Origin of the sequence: Proteus sp. CD3 (genome assembly GCF_008808075.1) — a bacterium.
GTDB classification, from domain to species: Bacteria; Pseudomonadota; Gammaproteobacteria; order Enterobacterales; family Enterobacteriaceae; genus Proteus; species Proteus appendicitidis.
This window is the reverse complement of sequence record NZ_CP019686.1, coordinates 3310812-3327846: the sequence shown is the minus strand read 5'-3', so window position 1 is coordinate 3327846 and position 17035 is coordinate 3310812. Positions and strand designations below refer to the sequence as shown.

Annotated in this window: 18 protein-coding genes; 9 read left to right on the top strand and 9 right to left on the bottom strand. The window is 38.2% G+C overall.

Annotated elements, in window-relative coordinates; translation table 11 throughout:
• Positions 1-12 precede the first annotated feature (12 nt).
• From cutC to BTA34_RS14795, 8 genes are all read left to right on the top strand, one after another.
• Positions 13-3441, top strand: coding sequence for a choline trimethylamine-lyase (gene cutC / locus BTA34_RS14830; protein ID WP_151436229.1), 3429 nt, complete (start codon positions 13-15; stop codon positions 3439-3441).
• A gap of 100 nt (positions 3442-3541) precedes the next feature.
• A complete protein-coding gene (cutD, locus tag BTA34_RS14825) occupies positions 3542-4492 on the top strand; it encodes a choline TMA-lyase-activating enzyme (RefSeq protein WP_151436228.1) in 951 nt (316 codons plus the stop codon).
• Between the two features lie 13 nt (positions 4493-4505).
• On the top strand, positions 4506-5009 hold the full coding sequence (locus BTA34_RS14820) for a BMC domain-containing protein (protein WP_151436227.1): 504 nt from the start codon (positions 4506-4508) through the stop codon (positions 5007-5009).
• Entirely contained in the window at positions 5009-5653 is a 645-nt protein-coding gene (locus tag BTA34_RS14815; RefSeq protein WP_151436226.1) for a phosphate propanoyltransferase, read from the top strand. The genes BTA34_RS14820 and BTA34_RS14815 overlap by 1 nt, the downstream gene beginning before the upstream one ends.
• Before the next feature lie 17 nt (positions 5654-5670).
• On the top strand, positions 5671-6375 hold the full coding sequence (locus BTA34_RS14810; RefSeq protein WP_151436225.1) for a hypothetical protein: 705 nt from the start codon (positions 5671-5673) through the stop codon (positions 6373-6375).
• A gap of 35 nt (positions 6376-6410) precedes the next feature.
• The gene (locus BTA34_RS14805; protein WP_151436224.1) at positions 6411-6827 is read left to right on the top strand and encodes a DMT family transporter; all 417 of its coding nucleotides are present in this window, start codon (positions 6411-6413) and stop codon (positions 6825-6827) included.
• 84 nt (positions 6828-6911) lie between these two features.
• Complete coding sequence (locus BTA34_RS14800) at positions 6912-7238, top strand: DMT family transporter (RefSeq protein WP_004245856.1); 327 nt, start codon at positions 6912-6914, stop codon at positions 7236-7238.
• Positions 7239-7402: 164 nt separating this feature from the next.
• Positions 7403-8761: a protein-tyrosine phosphatase family protein gene (locus tag BTA34_RS14795; RefSeq protein ID WP_265576110.1), complete on the top strand. Its 1359-nt coding sequence runs from the start codon at positions 7403-7405 to the stop codon at positions 8759-8761.
• 89 nt (positions 8762-8850) lie between these two features.
• Here the strand turns inward: BTA34_RS14795 and BTA34_RS14790 are convergent, their stop codons facing one another.
• The 4 genes from BTA34_RS14790 to BTA34_RS14780 all read right to left on the bottom strand — a co-directional run bounded on the left by BTA34_RS14790 (position 8851) and on the right by BTA34_RS14780 (position 13657).
• Positions 8851-9150: a helix-turn-helix domain-containing protein gene (locus BTA34_RS14790; protein ID WP_115350301.1), complete on the bottom strand. Its 300-nt coding sequence runs from the start codon at positions 9148-9150 to the stop codon at positions 8851-8853.
• Complete coding sequence (locus tag BTA34_RS18460) at positions 9122-9286, bottom strand: hypothetical protein (protein WP_265576109.1); 165 nt, start codon at positions 9284-9286, stop codon at positions 9122-9124. The genes BTA34_RS14790 and BTA34_RS18460 overlap by 29 nt, the downstream gene beginning before the upstream one ends.
• A 180-nt stretch (positions 9287-9466) precedes the next feature.
• Positions 9467-12544 carry a MexW/MexI family multidrug efflux RND transporter permease subunit gene (locus BTA34_RS14785; RefSeq protein WP_151436223.1) on the bottom strand — a complete coding sequence of 1026 codons (3078 nt, stop codon included), beginning with the start codon at positions 12542-12544 and terminating at the stop codon, positions 9467-9469.
• A gap of 12 nt (positions 12545-12556) precedes the next feature.
• Positions 12557-13657, bottom strand: a complete 1101-nt coding sequence (locus BTA34_RS14780; protein WP_151436222.1) for an efflux RND transporter periplasmic adaptor subunit — start codon at positions 13655-13657, stop codon at positions 12557-12559.
• A 209-nt stretch (positions 13658-13866) separates the two neighbouring features.
• On the opposite strand from BTA34_RS14780, the gene soxR reads away from it, so the two are divergent.
• Positions 13867-14316 (top strand): redox-sensitive transcriptional activator SoxR, encoded by a 450-nt coding sequence (soxR, locus tag BTA34_RS14775; protein ID WP_075673527.1) that lies wholly within the window; start codon positions 13867-13869, stop codon positions 14314-14316.
• Positions 14317-14322: 6 nt separating this feature from the next.
• Here soxR and BTA34_RS14770 read toward each other — a convergent pair whose 3' ends face one another.
• The 5 genes from BTA34_RS14770 to sctI are packed head-to-tail and all read right to left on the bottom strand — an operon-like array spanning position 14323 to position 17021.
• The gene (locus tag BTA34_RS14770) at positions 14323-14754 is read right to left on the bottom strand and encodes a hypothetical protein (protein ID WP_151436221.1); all 432 of its coding nucleotides are present in this window, start codon (positions 14752-14754) and stop codon (positions 14323-14325) included.
• Positions 14744-15448, bottom strand: coding sequence for a MoaD/ThiS family protein (locus BTA34_RS14765; protein ID WP_151436220.1), 705 nt, complete (start codon positions 15446-15448; stop codon positions 14744-14746). Before BTA34_RS14765 ends, BTA34_RS14770 begins: the two co-directional genes overlap by 11 nt.
• Positions 15429-15992 (bottom strand): type III secretion protein, encoded by a 564-nt coding sequence (locus BTA34_RS14760; protein WP_151436219.1) that lies wholly within the window; start codon positions 15990-15992, stop codon positions 15429-15431. The genes BTA34_RS14765 and BTA34_RS14760 overlap by 20 nt, the downstream gene beginning before the upstream one ends.
• Positions 15973-16734 (bottom strand): type III secretion system inner membrane ring lipoprotein SctJ, encoded by a 762-nt coding sequence (sctJ, locus tag BTA34_RS14755; protein WP_151436218.1) that lies wholly within the window; start codon positions 16732-16734, stop codon positions 15973-15975. Before sctJ ends, BTA34_RS14760 begins: the two co-directional genes overlap by 20 nt.
• A 2-nt stretch (positions 16735-16736) precedes the next feature.
• On the bottom strand, positions 16737-17021 hold the full coding sequence (sctI, locus tag BTA34_RS14750) for a type III secretion system inner rod subunit SctI (protein ID WP_151436217.1): 285 nt from the start codon (positions 17019-17021) through the stop codon (positions 16737-16739).
• Positions 17022-17035 lie beyond the last annotated feature (14 nt).

Here is a 17035-nt window from a genome sequence, read left to right as displayed (position 1 = left end):
GGAGAGCCTCACATGGCCAAATATTCTTTGACGCCACGCGTAAAAATGCTGGCAGAACGTTTAGTTTCACGTAATAGCTCAATCAGTACAGAGCGTGCAACCATTTTTGATTCATTAGATAACAGCATTGCAGGTGTTCCACAAGCGATTAAACCTGCACAACGTTTTTATGAGTTTATCCGCCATTTTCCAAGCTATATCGCACAAGATGAATTGATTATCGGTAGCCAATCATCAACACCACGCGGTGCGATTTTTCACACTGAAGATGAAGTACGTAGCGACTCTATCTATCGTTTCTTAAGTATTAACAATAGCGTTGCATCACCTGATTATATGCTGGTGGTAAACCAAGGTTTCTTAGCAATTAAAGCACAGCTTGAAGACAGAATTAGAAGCATTGGTAGTGCAGTAAACCGCAGCAGTATGGATGAAGCCAATTTCTGTAAATCTGCTATTTATGCATGTGATGCAGCACTGTATTTTGCACAAATTCTGTCTGCAAAAGCAGAGAATTTAGCAGCAATGGAAGGTAACCCATACCGTAAAGCAGAGCTATTAGACAGCGCGGCAGTATTACGTAAAGTGCCAGCAAAACCCGCAGAAACTTTTAAAGAAGCGGTTCAAGTATTCTATTTATTGCAATTAGTCTTACATCTGGAAAATGGTAGCTACGCCATTAACCCAATGGGATTTGATAAAGCACTTTATCCATTCTATCAACGTGATATCGACCAAGGTCGTTTAACACAAGCACAAGCCTATGAAATTGTTGAAAGCGTATGGTTGAAATTGGCTGAGCTTTCAGAAGTACGCGCAACCAAAGAAGTTGATGGTTATCCAATGTTTGATGCAATGACACAGGGTGTGGATATTAACGATCCACGCATCAGCATTAACGAACTGTCAGAGATGCTATTATCCGCGCGCGCTAACCTGTCAACCTTACACAGTTCACTGCAAGTGCGTTTATACAATGGTCGTGCGAATTCACAACCTCAATACGCTGCACCTTCTGCAAATTTTGTAGCGCCAAGCACTGATGCGGGCGAATTTAAAGTGATGGAAGGTTTAACGCCTCGCTTACAACGCTTACGTAATCGCTATTTAGAAGCACGTCCAAGTGTCTCTATTTATAGAGCATTAGCATTTACTGAAATTGTTCGTAATAACCCAGGTTTACCACCAATTTTACTGCGCGCTAAAGCTTTCCGTCGCGCATGTGAAACCGCACCTATCTTAATTCAAGATGAAGAGCTGATTGTTGGACATCCTTGTGGAAAAGCGCGTGCTGGTGCTTTCTCTCCTGATATCGCATGGCGCTGGGTTCGTGATGAACTCGATACCATGAGCACTCGCCCACAAGATCCATTCCAAATTTCAGAAGAAGACAAAAAAGTCATTCGTGAAGAGATTGTTCCATTCTGGGAAGGTCGTTCTTTAGATGAGATCTGTGAAGCACAATATCGCGAAGCGGGTGTGTGGGAATTTAGTGGTGAAACCTTTGTCAGTGATCTTTCTTATCACCAAATCAATGGTGGTGGCGATACTTGCCCAGGTTATGACGTCCTGCTTTTCACTAAGGGTATGAACGGTATTAAAGCCGATGCACAAGCCAAACTGGCTGAATTAAGCATGGAAAACCCTGCTGATATCGACCGTATCTACTTCTACAAAGCGTCTATTGAAAGCTGTGAAGGTGTGATTGCTTACGCACATCGCATTGCAGAACAGGCGCGTGAATTAGCATCAAAAGAGAGCAATCCACAACGTCGTGAAGAGTTACTGACGATTGCTCAAGTCAACGAAAATGTACCTGCTAACCCACCAAAAACACTACAAGAAGCACTGCAAAGTATTTGGACTGTAGAGTCACTGTTTGAAGTAGAAGAAAACCAAACAGGTCTTTCTTTAGGTCGTTTAGACCAATACTGCTTCCCAATGTATGAAAACGACATCAAATCAGGTCGTTTAACGCGTGAGCAAGCACTGGAAATGATGCAAGCCTTTATCATCAAATGTGCTGAGTTAATGTGGATGTCGAGTGAACTGGGTGCGAAATATTTCGCCGGTTATCAGCCATTTATCAACTTAACCATTGGTGGACAAAAACGCTCTGGTGGCGATGCGTGTAACGACTTAACTTACCTGATTATGGATGCAGTGCGCTTTGTGAAAGTGTATCAACCATCACTAGCATGTCGTATTCATAACCAATCTCCACAGCAATATATGGAAAAAATCGTTGATGTAGTAAAAGCCGGTATGGGCTTCCCTGCGTGTCACTTCGATGATTCTCATATCAAGATGATGCTACGTAAAGGCTTCGACTTTGAAGATGCGCGTGACTACTGCTTGATGGGTTGTGTAGAGCCACAAAAATCAGGTCGTATTTATCAGTGGACATCAACAGGTTATACCCAATGGCCTATCGCAATTGAGTTTGTATTAAATCGTGGTCGTATGGTGCTATTTGATAGCTATCAAGGTTTAGATACAGGCGATTTACGCGACCTGCGTACTTATGAAGATTTCGACCGTGCTGTAAAAGAGCAAGTGGCACATATCGTTCGTTTATCGGCAATTGGTACTGTGATCAGCCAACGTGTTCACCGCGATGTTGCACCAAAACCATTAATGTCTCTGCTGGTTGAAGGCTGTATGGAACAAGGCAAAGACGTTACTGCGGGTGGTGCGATGGTTAACCATGGTCCAGGGTTGATTTTCTCTGGCTTAGCAACTTACGTTGACTCCATGGCAGCTATTCGCAAACTTGTTTATGAAGATAAAAAATACACCTTAGAGCAAATTCGTGATGCGTTATTAGCTAACTTTGAAGGTCATGACGAGCTTTTACGTGACTGCTTAAATGCACCGAAATTTGGTAATGATGACGATGTTGTTGACCAATATGCGCTGGATATTACGGAATGGACTGAGCGTGAATGTCGTAAATACAAAATGCTCTATTCCACTCTGAGCCACGGCACATTGTCTATCTCTAACAATACACCAATTGGCGAATTAACGGCTGCCACACCAAATGGTCGCTTTGCATGGAAACCATTGTCAGATGGTATCAGCCCAACACAAGGCGCAGATAAACATGGTCCAACAGCAATCATCAAATCAATCAGTAAGATGAATGTTGAAACCATGAATATCGGTATGGTTCATAACTTCAAATTCCTGAAAGGTTTGTTAGATACCAATGAAGGACGCCAAGGTTTAATTACCTTATTAAGAACGGCTTCAATTCTGGGTAACGGCCAGATGCAATTTAGCTATGTTGATAATGAAGTACTGAAAAAAGCGCAATTAGAGCCTGAGAAATACCGCGATTTGATTGTTCGTGTTGCAGGTTACAGTGCTTACTTCGTTGAATTATGTAAAGAAGTTCAGGATGAAATTATCAGTCGTACTGTGATTGAGAAATTCTAATCATAGCCATAGGGATGGCACAGGCTATCCCTTTTAATCGACAAGACATGATTTAAATTTATCAAACAGGGATGTTTGATGCAGATTTGGAGGCGTAAAGATGGAGACGGCGGCAGAAACAAGAGGTCGGATATTTAATATCCAGAAATACTCTATTTATGACGGTGATGGTATTCGTACTCTCGTTTTTTTAAAAGGCTGTAATATCCGCTGCCCTTGGTGTTCAAATCCAGAAGGTCTTAGCAGTGAATTTCAGGTGATGTACTCTCACGACAAATGTGTTGATTGCGGTAAATGCGTTGATGTTTGTCCAGCGGGTGTGCATTACATGACAACCAATGAGAATGGTAAACAAGTTCATCGTGTTGATCGCGCTGTTGATTGTATTGGTTGTCGCAAATGTGAAGAAGTCTGTATCTCTGATGCGCTTGATATTATGGGCAAAGATGTTTCTGTCTCCGAGTTAATGAAAATCATCATGCAAGATTATGACTTTTACATCTCTTCAGGTGGTGGTGTCACCATCGGTGGCGGCGAAATGAGTTTACAAACTGATTTTGCGGTTGCGCTTTTACGAGAATGTAAAAAGATGATGATCAATACCGCGGTAGAGACACAAGCAACCACCAATGTGGCGAACTATGAGAAATTAGCAGAAGTCGTTGATCAATTTCTGATTGATATCAAACACATTGATACTACTCAGCATAAAGCGTTGTTTGGTGTAGGTAATGAGAATGTCCGTCGTAATCTAGAACGTTTAATGGATCTCGGTGCAAATGTGGTTGTTCGTATGCCTTTAGTGCGAGGTTATAACGACTCTTATGATGCGATCACTGGCGCGATTAACTACGCAATGGAACTTTCAAAACGCGGTAATATTCAGCGCATTGATATTCTTCCTTATCACCAATTTGGTCGTAATAAATACGAAAAATTGGAAATGATTTACCCCATTAAAAATGACCCAAGTTATACGCCAGAAGAGTTAGACAGTTTAGAAGCCTTCTTTAAGAAATTTGATTTCGATATCCGTCTTGTCCGTCACTAAGTAGGAGAGAAAGATGAACAGTTTAGGTGTGATTGAAACACGAGGGTTAACCGCAGCCATTCAAGCGGCAGATGCCGCCTGTAAAGCGGCAAATGTAGAAATTATCGGATACCGAAAAGTAGGATCTGGCTTGGTATCAATCTGTTTTCAGGGCGAGATCAGTGCAGTAAGAACAGCGGTTGATCATGGTGTTGATGTCGTGAGCCAAAAAGAGTTGGTGATTGGTTCATTGGTTATCGCAAGACCAGAGCCAAGTGTGATTACTAAATTACTGACAATAAAAAGTAAGAAAAAAGCGCCCGCTGTTGCTGAAAAAGTGCAAGAGACTGCTATTGAAAAAGTCGTTGAAACGGTCGTTGAAACAATAGTTGAAGCCCCTGTTGAAAACGCTGAAGCCACAAAAGCAGTTGCAGATTTACAAGCTCCAAATATTGCCTCTGAAACTAAGGCCGCAACAGATAAAGCACAAAGCAGTAAAAAAGAGATCAAACCAGAAAGCCGCAAAGGTAAAAAATAATGATTAATCAACAACTCATGGGAAAAATTCTCTCTCGTTTACCCGCACACGGCGTGATGTTGGGAGAGACGCAAGGAATGGCTATCCCTGTTGGTATTTCTAATCGTCATGTGCATCTTTCACAGCAAGATGTAGAAGCATTATTCGGCAAAGGTTATCAACTTACTCCGTTTAAAGATCTTAAACAACCGGGTCAGTTTGCTGCAAAAGAGTGTGTAATTGTTGTGGGATCTAAAGGCTCGATCAGTAAAGTTCGTGTTTTAGGACCTGTTCGTCCACAAAGCCAATTAGAAATTTCAAAAGCGGACTGTTTTGCATTAGGTGTAAAAGCGCCAGTACGTGAGTCGGGTGATTTAGTTGGTTCTGGCAATGCTGTTTTAATGGGACCTGCGGGTCATGTTGAATTAAAAGAGCAAGTGATTTGCGCTCAACGTCATATTCATATGAGTGAAATTGACGCCAGAATGTTAAACGTCACCAATGGACAAAAAGTACATGTTAAAACAGAAGGTGAACGTAGCCTGATTTTTGATGAAGTCGTTGTTCGTGTCAGTGAAAAATTTTCTTTGGAATTTCATATTGATACCGATGAAGCGAATGCGGCAGGGCTTCGTAACAACGATAGCGTATTTATTGTCAGCTAAGGCAATGAGGTGACGTAATGGACTTTCAGTTAATAGAAAGGATTGTTGCTGAAATAGAAAAAAGAATGAAAAAATCGGTGTTGTTAGCACTTACCCCAGCACCGGGATACCAAGATGAAATCTGTCAACGTATCAACACGTTTTCTCATATTCGATTTTCGCTTTTTGTTACAACACAGGCACAAGTCAGTCATGATTTATCGAAATGGCGTCATCTAGGAGAAATGTATAACGCGAGTGAGTTCGATTGCCAGCAGTTATCGACTTATCACGCGCTGTTTGTTCCTTATTTTGATAAAAAGCTGGTGGGTGAAATTATTAACGGGCTATTTATCAGTGAAGAAGGGAAGTTAATTCATTCTGCACTCGCTCAAAATATTCCTGTTATCGCATTACCTTATTTCTGCCAACCAGAAAGTGAGTTAAATGAAATTTTAGGTTTAAATAAAAATAAAGAGTACAACCTGCTTATTCAGGAAAATATTAGTCGATTAAAATCAATGGGTATTATGTTTCATCCTATAAATAATGTTGAAGCTAATTTAATAAACCATGATATGAGTCATCAAGCTAAACCTGAATATAAACCTGAAATTAAACAAGAGAATAATAATCGCTATATTACTTTAAACGAAGTAATGAATAAGCCTGGAGAATATCATTTATCGCAAGATAAATTGACGGATTCTGCTATTGAATATTTAAAAAGTTTGAAAAATTAATCTTAAATTATATCTGATAACTCAGGAGTCTTATTATGTCACCAAAAGCTAAATCATGGCTTTGGATGCTGGCGGTTATTATTTCAGAAACCTCAGCAACCTCTACCTTAAAAATGTTTGATAATAGTGAAGGTACAACTAAAACATTATTATTAGGTTTAATTGTTGTTCTTTATGTTATTTGTTATTACTCACTATCACGCGCAGTAAAAAATATTCCCGTTGGTTTAGCGTATGCGACGTGGTCTGGTACAGGTATTTTAGTGGTCTCTTCTTTAGGGATGTTGTTTTATGGTCAACATCCTGATACTGCGGCAATGATAGGAATGGCTGTTATTGCCAGTGGTATTGTGATTATGAATCTCTTCTCCAAAATGGGATCAGAAGAAGAGGAAGAAGAGACAACTGAAACTTCTAATATTAAACAGGCAGCATCGCCAGTTAATAAATAAATCTATTTCTTAATAAATTTAATTTTTAATAAAACTTATCTTTGATAAATAAGTATTTTATTAAAATAAATAAGGATAACAATTATGTTTACCGGATTCTTATGGCTGGCGCTGTCTATCGGTTCTGAAATCACTGGCACGTCGATGATCAAAAAGACCAATGGCTTTAGCAAATTAGCCCCTTCTGTTTTAGTGATTGCTGCTTACTGTATTTGTTATTTCGCTTTAACGCGTGCAATGGGATATATTCCTGTTGGTGTAGCGTATTCACTGTGGTGTGGGTTTGGTATTGTGGGTGTAACATTAGTTGCCATGATTTTATATAAACAAAAACCAGACTTACCGGCTATATTTTCTATGGCTTTAATTATCTCAGGCGGGATAATTATGAATACATTTTCAACAATGTAAAAAGAATTTGTAAATTAGATATTATATTTTACCTTTTGAATTAAAATACCGATATGTTATTAAACAGTATCGGTATTTTAATTTATTTTTTATAAAGGTGTTTTTTTTATATATCAACTCATTCTCTAATAAGATAATATAGTTTTATATTTAAGGGAATAGATATGTTATTATCACCAGTTAATTTTAGATATGTACCTATTACAAATTCATTAGGATCAAGTAGAGAGGTAAAAAATAGTACTTGGAACAATATAATAAGTATTGGAAATAGTCATAAAGAAATTAAGCCAATACTGCCTCCTAAACCACCCGTAGGTTCACCAATATATAAATCATCGAAACGTATTGATAATCCTCTACCATTACCGCCTAAACCGCCAGCAAATTCACCAATATATAAATTATCAAATACGACTTATAGTCCTCCTACTGACTTTCCATCTAAAATACGAATAGTAAATAATGAGTCTCATTTATTACAGCCCCAGAGAATAAACACAGAACATAATAGCTTACTTTCTAGACGACAAATTAATAATACAAATATACCAAATTTTAATTTTCCTCACTCTAATAAAGAAGTAATGTTGCATAATGCCAGAGATAATTTTTTAGTCGCGGTTAAAAAATGTACTGACACAGATAAGTATAATGAAAAAGCTAAAATATTATTTAATAACTTAAATGGTTTAAAATATAGTTCAGCCGATTATCAATCGGTTGAAAATTCAAGATACAGTAAGCAATTAACGTATCGTACAGATACTTTAATAAAATCAGGCAATGTATCATTACCTGCGAATGATGTTAGTTCTTATAATTCTCCTAATATGACTATTGCATCCCAATATCCTTTGAATAATAAAGAGAGTTTAAACCATTATTTCAATATGTTATTTAATAACAATATAGATACAGTTTATGTTTTAGCATCGAATGATGATATCAAAAAAGATCTCTCGAAACTGGGTAGTGAATATAATAAAAGTGATTTTGAAAAAGAAGGTTTTAAATATTTTAGAGAGAATTTAGATTTAGGCGATATAAAGTCTAGTCATATTGAAAAGTGGGCTTTAAGTAAAAATAAAACCAATGGAGCATGTTTAGATTGTAAAACATACACTAAGTTAGTGACTAAAGAAAACAGTGATGAAAAGAAAAAAATAAATTTTGTGCATATTTATGATTGGACTGACCATACAGGAATAGATGCGACTAAGTTAAAAAATACCATCGATATTATTGGTGGCAATTTAAAAATAAATCCAACAAAAGAAAATATCGCTGTCCATTGCCTTGCTGGATTAGGAAGAACAGGGGAATTTATTGCTCTAATGGAAATGATGAAAGCAGAACAATCAGGAAATAAAGAAAGAAAAAGTTTAGAAAGCATTATTTCTGATTTAAGAGAAAAACGCAGTGTCCGAGCGCTTTATCAGCCTGAGCAAATAGCTGAACTTTTGAAATATGCAATAAATAATAATATACCGCTACTTAATGATGATATTAAAATAAAATAATATTTGTTTAAATGGCTATAAATAATCCCCATTGCATTCACAATGGGGATTATTTTTTTACGGCAATACCATTTATTATTTTTCTCAATCTAAAGATGGAAAACACGCCCTTCACCTGTAGGTAATTCAATCGTTAAACTCAGTTTACCGCCTAAAGCTTCTACATAGCGTTTTAATGTTGCCAGTTTTAGGTCGTTACCTCTTTGCTCGATTTGGGTAATGGCGGGCTGAGAGATCCCAAGGTGCATAGCTAGCTCTTTTTGTGAAAGATTTAATTCTTCTCTTAAAATTTGTAGCCCTGTTTCCAGTATCAATTCATCAGCCATTTTTTTTATACGCTCTTGGCTTTCAGGAGAACGTTTAGCGATAGCTTGTTGAAGTGTTTTCATGGTCTTCTCTTATTGATAAAAGATATGAGGTAAATTCGCGATCTGCTAGCAAGGCAGCTAAAACGCGCTCTTGTAACTCGTTGCTTTGTTCTAATAACCAAGAATCGAAATAACGAGTAAATAATACATTCCACACAGTTCACCTCATATAAGTTATAGCTTATTTTAGGGTAATAAGCTACAACTTATATTTCAATACTCGTTAGAGTAGCAAGGCAGTGTTTATTTTTCAAAATATTCCTGTTAATAAATAAAATCCCCATTGCATTCACAATGGGGATTATTTTTACGACATTACTATTTATTATTATCTGACTTATAACTCACTCACTTGCCGTAACTGTTTTTGACGCTCCGTTTGGGCGCTGATTTGATGGTTTCGTGCTAAGAAACTGTACATGGTTGGTAAGACAAACAGAGTAAACAGCGTGCCGACTAACATACCTGATACAATAATCAGCCCTAATCCATAGCGGCTATTCGCTCCCGCACCACTGGCAAATAACAGTGGAATAAGCCCAATCACCATTGCTGCGGTGGTCATTAATACAGGACGTAAGCGGATTTTTGCGGCTTCAATAATCGCGTCACGACGGTTTAGATTTTTATGAATTTGCAGCTCATTAGCAAATTCCACCATTAAAATACCGTGCTTACTAATTAGCCCTATTAATGTGACTAAACCAATTTGCGTGTAGATATTGAGTGTCACCATGCCTAACGCTAATGGCACAAGAGCGCCACAAATAGAGAGTGGTACAGTAATCAAAATAATCAATGGATCAACTAAGCTTTCATATTGTGCTGCTAACACTAAATAGATAATGATCAGTGCGGCAATAAATGCAAAAACTAATGTATTTCCTTCTTGAGTAAATTGGCGAGAATCAGATTGCCAATCATGACTAAAGCCGGCTGGTAATGAATCTGCCACGTTTTCAAGAAATGCGACCGCTTGCCCCATGGTGACACCCGGTGCGGGGATCGCTTGGAATATTGCCGCATTTTGTTGATTAAACTGCGTTAATTTATTGGGTTCAACTTGAGTGGTAATATTCACCACAGTAGATAATGGAATTAACACGTTATCTTGAGTACGAATATAGTGCCCTGCCAGCGCAGCCGGTGTTAAACGTTGGTGTTTCACACTTTGTGGAATAACATCATAAGAGCGGCCATCCATACCAAAACGGTTAATATAGTGCTCGCCCACTAACAGAGAAAGTGATTCACCAATATCTTGCATACGAATACCTAGGCTATTGGCTTTCGCTCTGTCTATGGCAACTTGAACGACAGGGTTGTTGTAATCTAAATCGCTATCCACCACGACAAACAGACCGCTTTCTCGTGCTTGTTGTTTGATTTGCTCCATTGTTTCAAATAAAACGGGATAACCTAACGGGCTACGTAATACCATTTGTACTGGTAATCCTCCCACGGAGCCGGGTAACGAGGCCAATTGGAAAGCAAAAATGCTGGTTCCTTCAACATTATTGACGCGGTTTTGCAAATCAGCTTGGATTTGATCTGCATTACGATCACGTAAATCCCAACCATCAAAGTTAATACCGCCAAAGCTGGCTGAAGGACCATCAGTACCGTTAATTATCCATGTGCTGTCTGTTTCAGGCAGGCTCATATAAATTTCATCAAGCTTCTGATTAAAACGTTCCGCATAGGCTAAATTTGCATGTTGTGGTGCTTTGACCGCGGTTAAGACACTCGCCTGATCTTCTGAAGGTGCCAACTCTTGTTTTGTCTGGCTATATAAAAACGGCAAACTGACAAACACGGCTAAAGCGAAAACGAGGGTTAACCAGCGATTAGCTAAAGAAAAATGGAGGACGTAACCATAGTAATGAGCCAACTTATCAAAGAAATACTCGGCCATTTTAGCCATTCTGCCTTCATTTTCTTTGGGTTTTAACATTAATGAACTCATCACTGGTGATAAGGTTAATGCCACAATACCGGATACAATCACACTGCCTGCCAATGTTATGGCAAATTCTTTAAATAATGCGCCTGTTAATCCAGCCATTAAACCAATCGGTGCATAAACAGCCGCTAAAGTGATGGTCATTGCAATAACAGGGCCTGCCACTTCTCTTGCACCTACTAAAGCGGCTTGGACAGGCGATAATCCTTCTTCAATATGGCGATGCACGTTTTCAACAACCACTATCGCATCATCCACAACTAACCCAATAGCTAAAACCATAGCCAGCAAAGTGAGCAAATTAATACTAAAACCAAAGGCAAGCATTAATCCTGCGGCACCTAACATTGATAAGGGAATGGCAAGTACAGGAATAAGAACAGAGCGAAACGATCCCAAACAGAGATAAATAACAGCGATAACAATTAAAATCGCTTCAATTAATGTTTGCACTACTTGGTTAATAGAGGCTTTGATAAAACGCGAAGTTTCAAATGCCAGTTCTACATCGACACTTGGCGGTAAGGTTTTTTGAATATCAACAAGATGCTCGCGAATACCATCAACAATTACCAACGGATTACCTGTCGGTGTCGGAAATAGACCTAAGAAGACGGCTTTTTTACCATTCATAATACCACTGGTTTCAGTGGCAGCAGCACCTAGCTCCACAGTACCAATATCACGTAAACGGACAAGATTATTGCCATCATTAATGATAACCATGTCTTTAAACTCTTCGACATTAGTAAGATCCGTATTGACATAAACGTTGGCAATCACAAACTCACCTTCGACTTTCCCAGGTGCGGCTTGATAGTTATTACGGCGTACAGCTTCTGCAACATCACTTGCCGTTAAATTACGACCGGCCAGTTTGTCTGCATCTAACCACAGACGCATTGCTAATTGTTGTCCACCAAAAACTTGTACTTTGGCAACGCCATTGATGGATGAGAACATCGGTTCAACAACACGAGAAAGGTAGTCGGTGAGTTCAGGGATAGAAAGCTGTTCACTTGAGAATCCGACATAAGCCACCGCAGTAGATTCGCCAGATGAAAGTTCGATAACAGGATCATAAGCTTGCTCAGGTAGCTTATAGCGTACTTGATTTACCTTCGCCATGACCTGTGTTAAGGCTTGAGTAGGGTCACGGTTTAATTCCATTCTGACGGTGACTAAGCTTTTTCCTTGTACAGAAGAAGACGAAATATAATCCACGCCCTCTACAGAGGAAACGGCTTGTGTGATTGGTTGTGTGACAAATCCTTGCATCAGTTCAGATGATGCACCTGGGTAGTCTGTTGCAATCGTTATGGTTGAATTTTGCAACATCGGATATTGGCGAATTGGCAGTTTACTGAATGCAAATGCACCCAGTAAAAAGATGAGTGTGCTAACAACTAATGCCAAAACAGGGCGACGAACAAAAATATCGGTAAATTTCATTATTAGCCCCTGTTATGACTTAGTGCTGACTAATTGAGTCAGTGTATCTTGTTCAATAGGCTCAATAGTGATGCCATCACTGAGTTTTATTTGACCGGATGAAACCACATGATCACCAAGGGATAATCCTTCTTTGATCTCAATAAGGCCGTTGTAGCGCAATCCAACTTTCACAGAGACACGCTTAGCGATAAGGTTTTTTTGATTGTCAGATTGCGCTACAAACACGGTATCTCCATAGGCAGTATAAGTGACTGCCGTTTCCGGTACGGTTAATACCATCGGACTATCAGGAGAAGTAACTTGAACACGAGCAAACATGCCCGCTTTTAATTTATTGTCAGTATTCGGTAAAACAGCCTGTATTTGCACTGTCCGAGAAGGGCCAATAAGAGGATCAATCGCATTTATTGAACCCGTAAAAATGATATCTGGGTAAGCATCGACTTCGATATTAATTGGCTGTTTGGTTGAAATTTTTGGTGCAGCTTGTTCATCAAGTGAGAAATTGAGTTTTAAACGGCTCGCATCGACAAGTGAAGCGACACGTTCACCCGCATTGAGATATTGACCTTCATGAACCAGTTTTATCCCAACAATACCGTCAAAGGGCGCTTTAATTGCCTTTTGTGCAATCCGCGCTTTCACTTCACGAATGGAAGCCACAATCATATCGCGCTCTGATAAGGTGCTATCTAATTGCGCTGTTGCCACCATATTTTTACTATAAAGTTGTCTGGTTCGAGAATAGAGTTTTTCTGCGTTGGTTAATTGCGCTTGTAAACGTAATAACTCGGCTTGTTCAGGTTCATCATTTAATTTCGCTAAAACTTGACCCGCTTTAACAGTTTGCCCCGACTCAAAATTAATCACAGCAATTCGACCATTGGTTTCAGCGGCTAAATAAATTTGGCGCGCAGCTTCTAATTCTCCAACCCCTTGCATATTGTTGGGTAATTTTGATGATTGTACGGTGGCTAATGCCACTTTCGTTGGAAGGTAAGCAAATTGCTGCGTTTCCTCATCATTTGATGAAGTTGTCGCGTAGACCATCGCACCTGCACTGAGCAAAAAGAGCGAGGCACAGACGGTAAAAGTGAGTTTTTTATTCATATTATTGCCTATCCCATGATGAGCGTTTTTCTATTTTTATTGATTAAATTATTGCCACAGTGCTTTGAAGTAACGGCTATTTACCGTTGCTATAAATCATTTTTCAGCGATCTTAAATACAGAAGTCAGCATCCCTCTGACTTGACTTAATTTGAGGAGAGGACTATAAAACCTCAAGTTAAGTTGAGGTCAAGAGGAAAAAATAAAAAATGAAAAAAGAAAAAATAGATTTCAATAGGGCGCTTACTGTCGGTGAGGTAGCAAAACGAAGTGGTGTTGCAATTTCAACGTTACATTTTTATGAAGAAAAAGGGTTGATAGAAAGCTATCGAAGTGCAGGTAATCAGCGTCGTTACCCTCCGGTTGTATTGCGTTATGTGGCAATTATTAAAGCTGCGCAGAGTACCGGTATCCCACTAAAAGAAATTCAGGAAATACTAGGAAAATATCCACCAAATAGTAAATTAACCGCAGAACAATGGCACGAAATATCAACGGATTGGAAAGTTCGGTTAGATGAAAGAATTCGTCGCCTTAAGCGACTACGTAACGGGCTTGACCACTGTATTGGCTGTGGTTGTTTATCGTTAAGTGATTGCCCATTACGTAATCCAGACGATATTTTAGGTGAAAAAGGTGCTGGAGCACAGATCTTATAATAAATGTTAAAATGAAAACGAAGCGTTATCGGGTTTAAAGAAGCCCTCATAATCATCTTGGTTATCGTTCATACCTAATAAGTCGAGTGTAAATTGGTGATAAAAACCTTGGTAAGAAAGAAGTGAAATTAACGCCTGATTAATGACTTCTTTATTATCACTATTTTCTAATTCACTCTCTTGGTGAGCATACATTAAGAGCGCAACTTGACGTTTTTCTTTTAAGGTTTGATTGCCTTCATTTTTAACATCAAATTTATTTAATAACGCTAAAATATCTTTGACTGTATTCACGTTGGCTGTTTTTAAATTTTGGTAAAAAGTAGGATTTAGTGTCGCCATTAAAGGATCTAATTCCTGATTTGCAACGGGCTTTGATGCAGAAAAATGAGGCTGTGACGCATATAAGCTCTGTGTATTTAAAGCATCAATCTTCATTATTACCCTCACTGGATGTTTCTATTTGAGGATGCATATCATCTGATGCATCAAACGTATTAATAAATTTCAGCAGAGTGCCTTTAATTTCTTGAGTAAATGTTGCTTGATAAGATTCAGAAAAAGGCTGGTGAAATTGTGATTTTAAATCATTGAGTAACAGCGCAGGATCAAAAAAAGCCACTTGATCACCGGCATGAATAGCAATTGCCTTGCTATCATGAGATATCAATTCAATATTGATATTATTAAGCTCTTTCTCAAGCTCTTTCTCAAGATATGGGCGTAGCGTTGCTGGAATATCTAGTGTTATTTTTTTCTCTGAAGGTATTGCTGAAATTAAACGACGTGTGAGTTCAACTTGTATTTCTGGTGAGTCAAAAAATTGAGCAAGAGTTGCGATTATTTGCTCTCTTTGTTGAAATTCATACTGTGCCAGTTGCTCTTGATATTGAATTGAGAATTTTAATATATCCCCTAATAATGCCTGTAATCCTTTACTATAAGCTTGGTTTGCTATCTCCTTATTATGCGCATCTAATTTCTTATTAAAATCTCGGAGTATTTTTTTTGTTGCGAGTTTGGCCGCTAATTCGGTTTTATAAATATTATCAAGTTGTCGAACATATTTAGCCCGTATTAATACACCTTCACGAGTGTATGTTAAAAGATTTTCAGACAGCGAGCGCAGCATAATCTAGCACCAAAAGAAAAAGTGAACGGGATAAAAAGAGTGACTGAGGAAGTTCAACCGGTGATGATTGTGGTGCAAAAAGCAATGTAAAACGTTGGGCCAGTGCGGTTGAAATCGAATTAATAAAATCAAAGAGTAATTGATAGCCGATATTTATGGGTACGATACTTTCCAGAGGAGTCGTTATCTTCTTATCTATATTTAACACTGCATAAAGAGATAAAAACGCTTTTAATTGTGGTTCTAGCTGATAGTAATTACCAGATAATAAAAGCGTTTCTCTAGAATACAAATAGCCTAAAAATAGAGCGCAACGGGGAAGTAATACCCAATGCGTAAAGATTTTCTCTACAATAATATCGATGTCACAATCTAGTTGATTAATAAGTTGATATTGCTGAATTAATTGGCGATTAGCGAGTTTCTGCCAAATTATACTTTCTTTATTTGACGCTAATACATCGTAATCTGCATGAATATAGCTAAGTGGCTCATACATTACACGGGATATCATTTCGAATTGCTCAGAAGTTAGATTTGTCATTATTCTCTTCCTTCTGTGTTTTTTTACGTCGGAATATTACCAATGAAACCGTAATGAGAACGACGATAACGACCAATAATAAACTTAGAAATAGCCAAGAAGTAAGAAATGAATCAGAGCTATTTTGATGAAGTTGATTATTTATTATGTTGAACTTATTAATATTTCGTGGATACAACAAAACGGTAATATTATTCTCATCCATATCGTTAAAGGCATTATGAATAAAAGCACGAACATCTTCGCTTAATTGATCATTATCTAGCATACCCTCTTCATAAAAGACTAAAGCTGAAGCATGAGGTGTTGGAATAACGCGTTCAGCCGGAGATATTGGGTAACTTACATGTACCCTAGCATCAATAATATGGTCAATTGTGAGTAATGATTGTTCTAATCGTTGCTCAATAGCAGAAATTAAACGTGCTTTTTCGGCTTGCGGTGATGATACCAATGCATCTGATGGAAATAACTGGGTCACTTCAATTCGAGATAGTGTGGGTAATTGATATTCTTCTAAAATTTGAATCGCAATTCCCATATCTTCTTTTTTGACCGAAACATCAAATAACCCTTTTCCTAATGCTTTACGAGTGCTGGTTATTTGGTGTTTTTGTAAAACAGCTTGAATTTCTGTTGCCTGTCTTTGATCCAAATTAGTGAGTAGAGATTGATCTTTACAACCACTTAATAATGGAAACAGGCAACATAATAATGCCAAAAACAAATATCGCATTTTCATTACTATTGTGCCTTGAGTAATGTTTCAACAATATTCAGAGATTTTCTGGCTAACGTGCTTGCTAAATTCATTGTAATTGTATAATCGTTAAGTGTTGTTTGTAGCTGTGTGTAACTTTGAACATCACTTAATTGGCTTAATGTAGTTAGCTTTTCTTGGATCTGTTTTTCATATTGAAAACCACTTGTGATGCTGTTTACCATTATTGAAGATAAATTATCATCACTTGTGCTTTTATCGTTTGGTAATGTAGCCAAATGAACAGGAACAACTGGGGTAATCGCCATATACAGCCTCCATT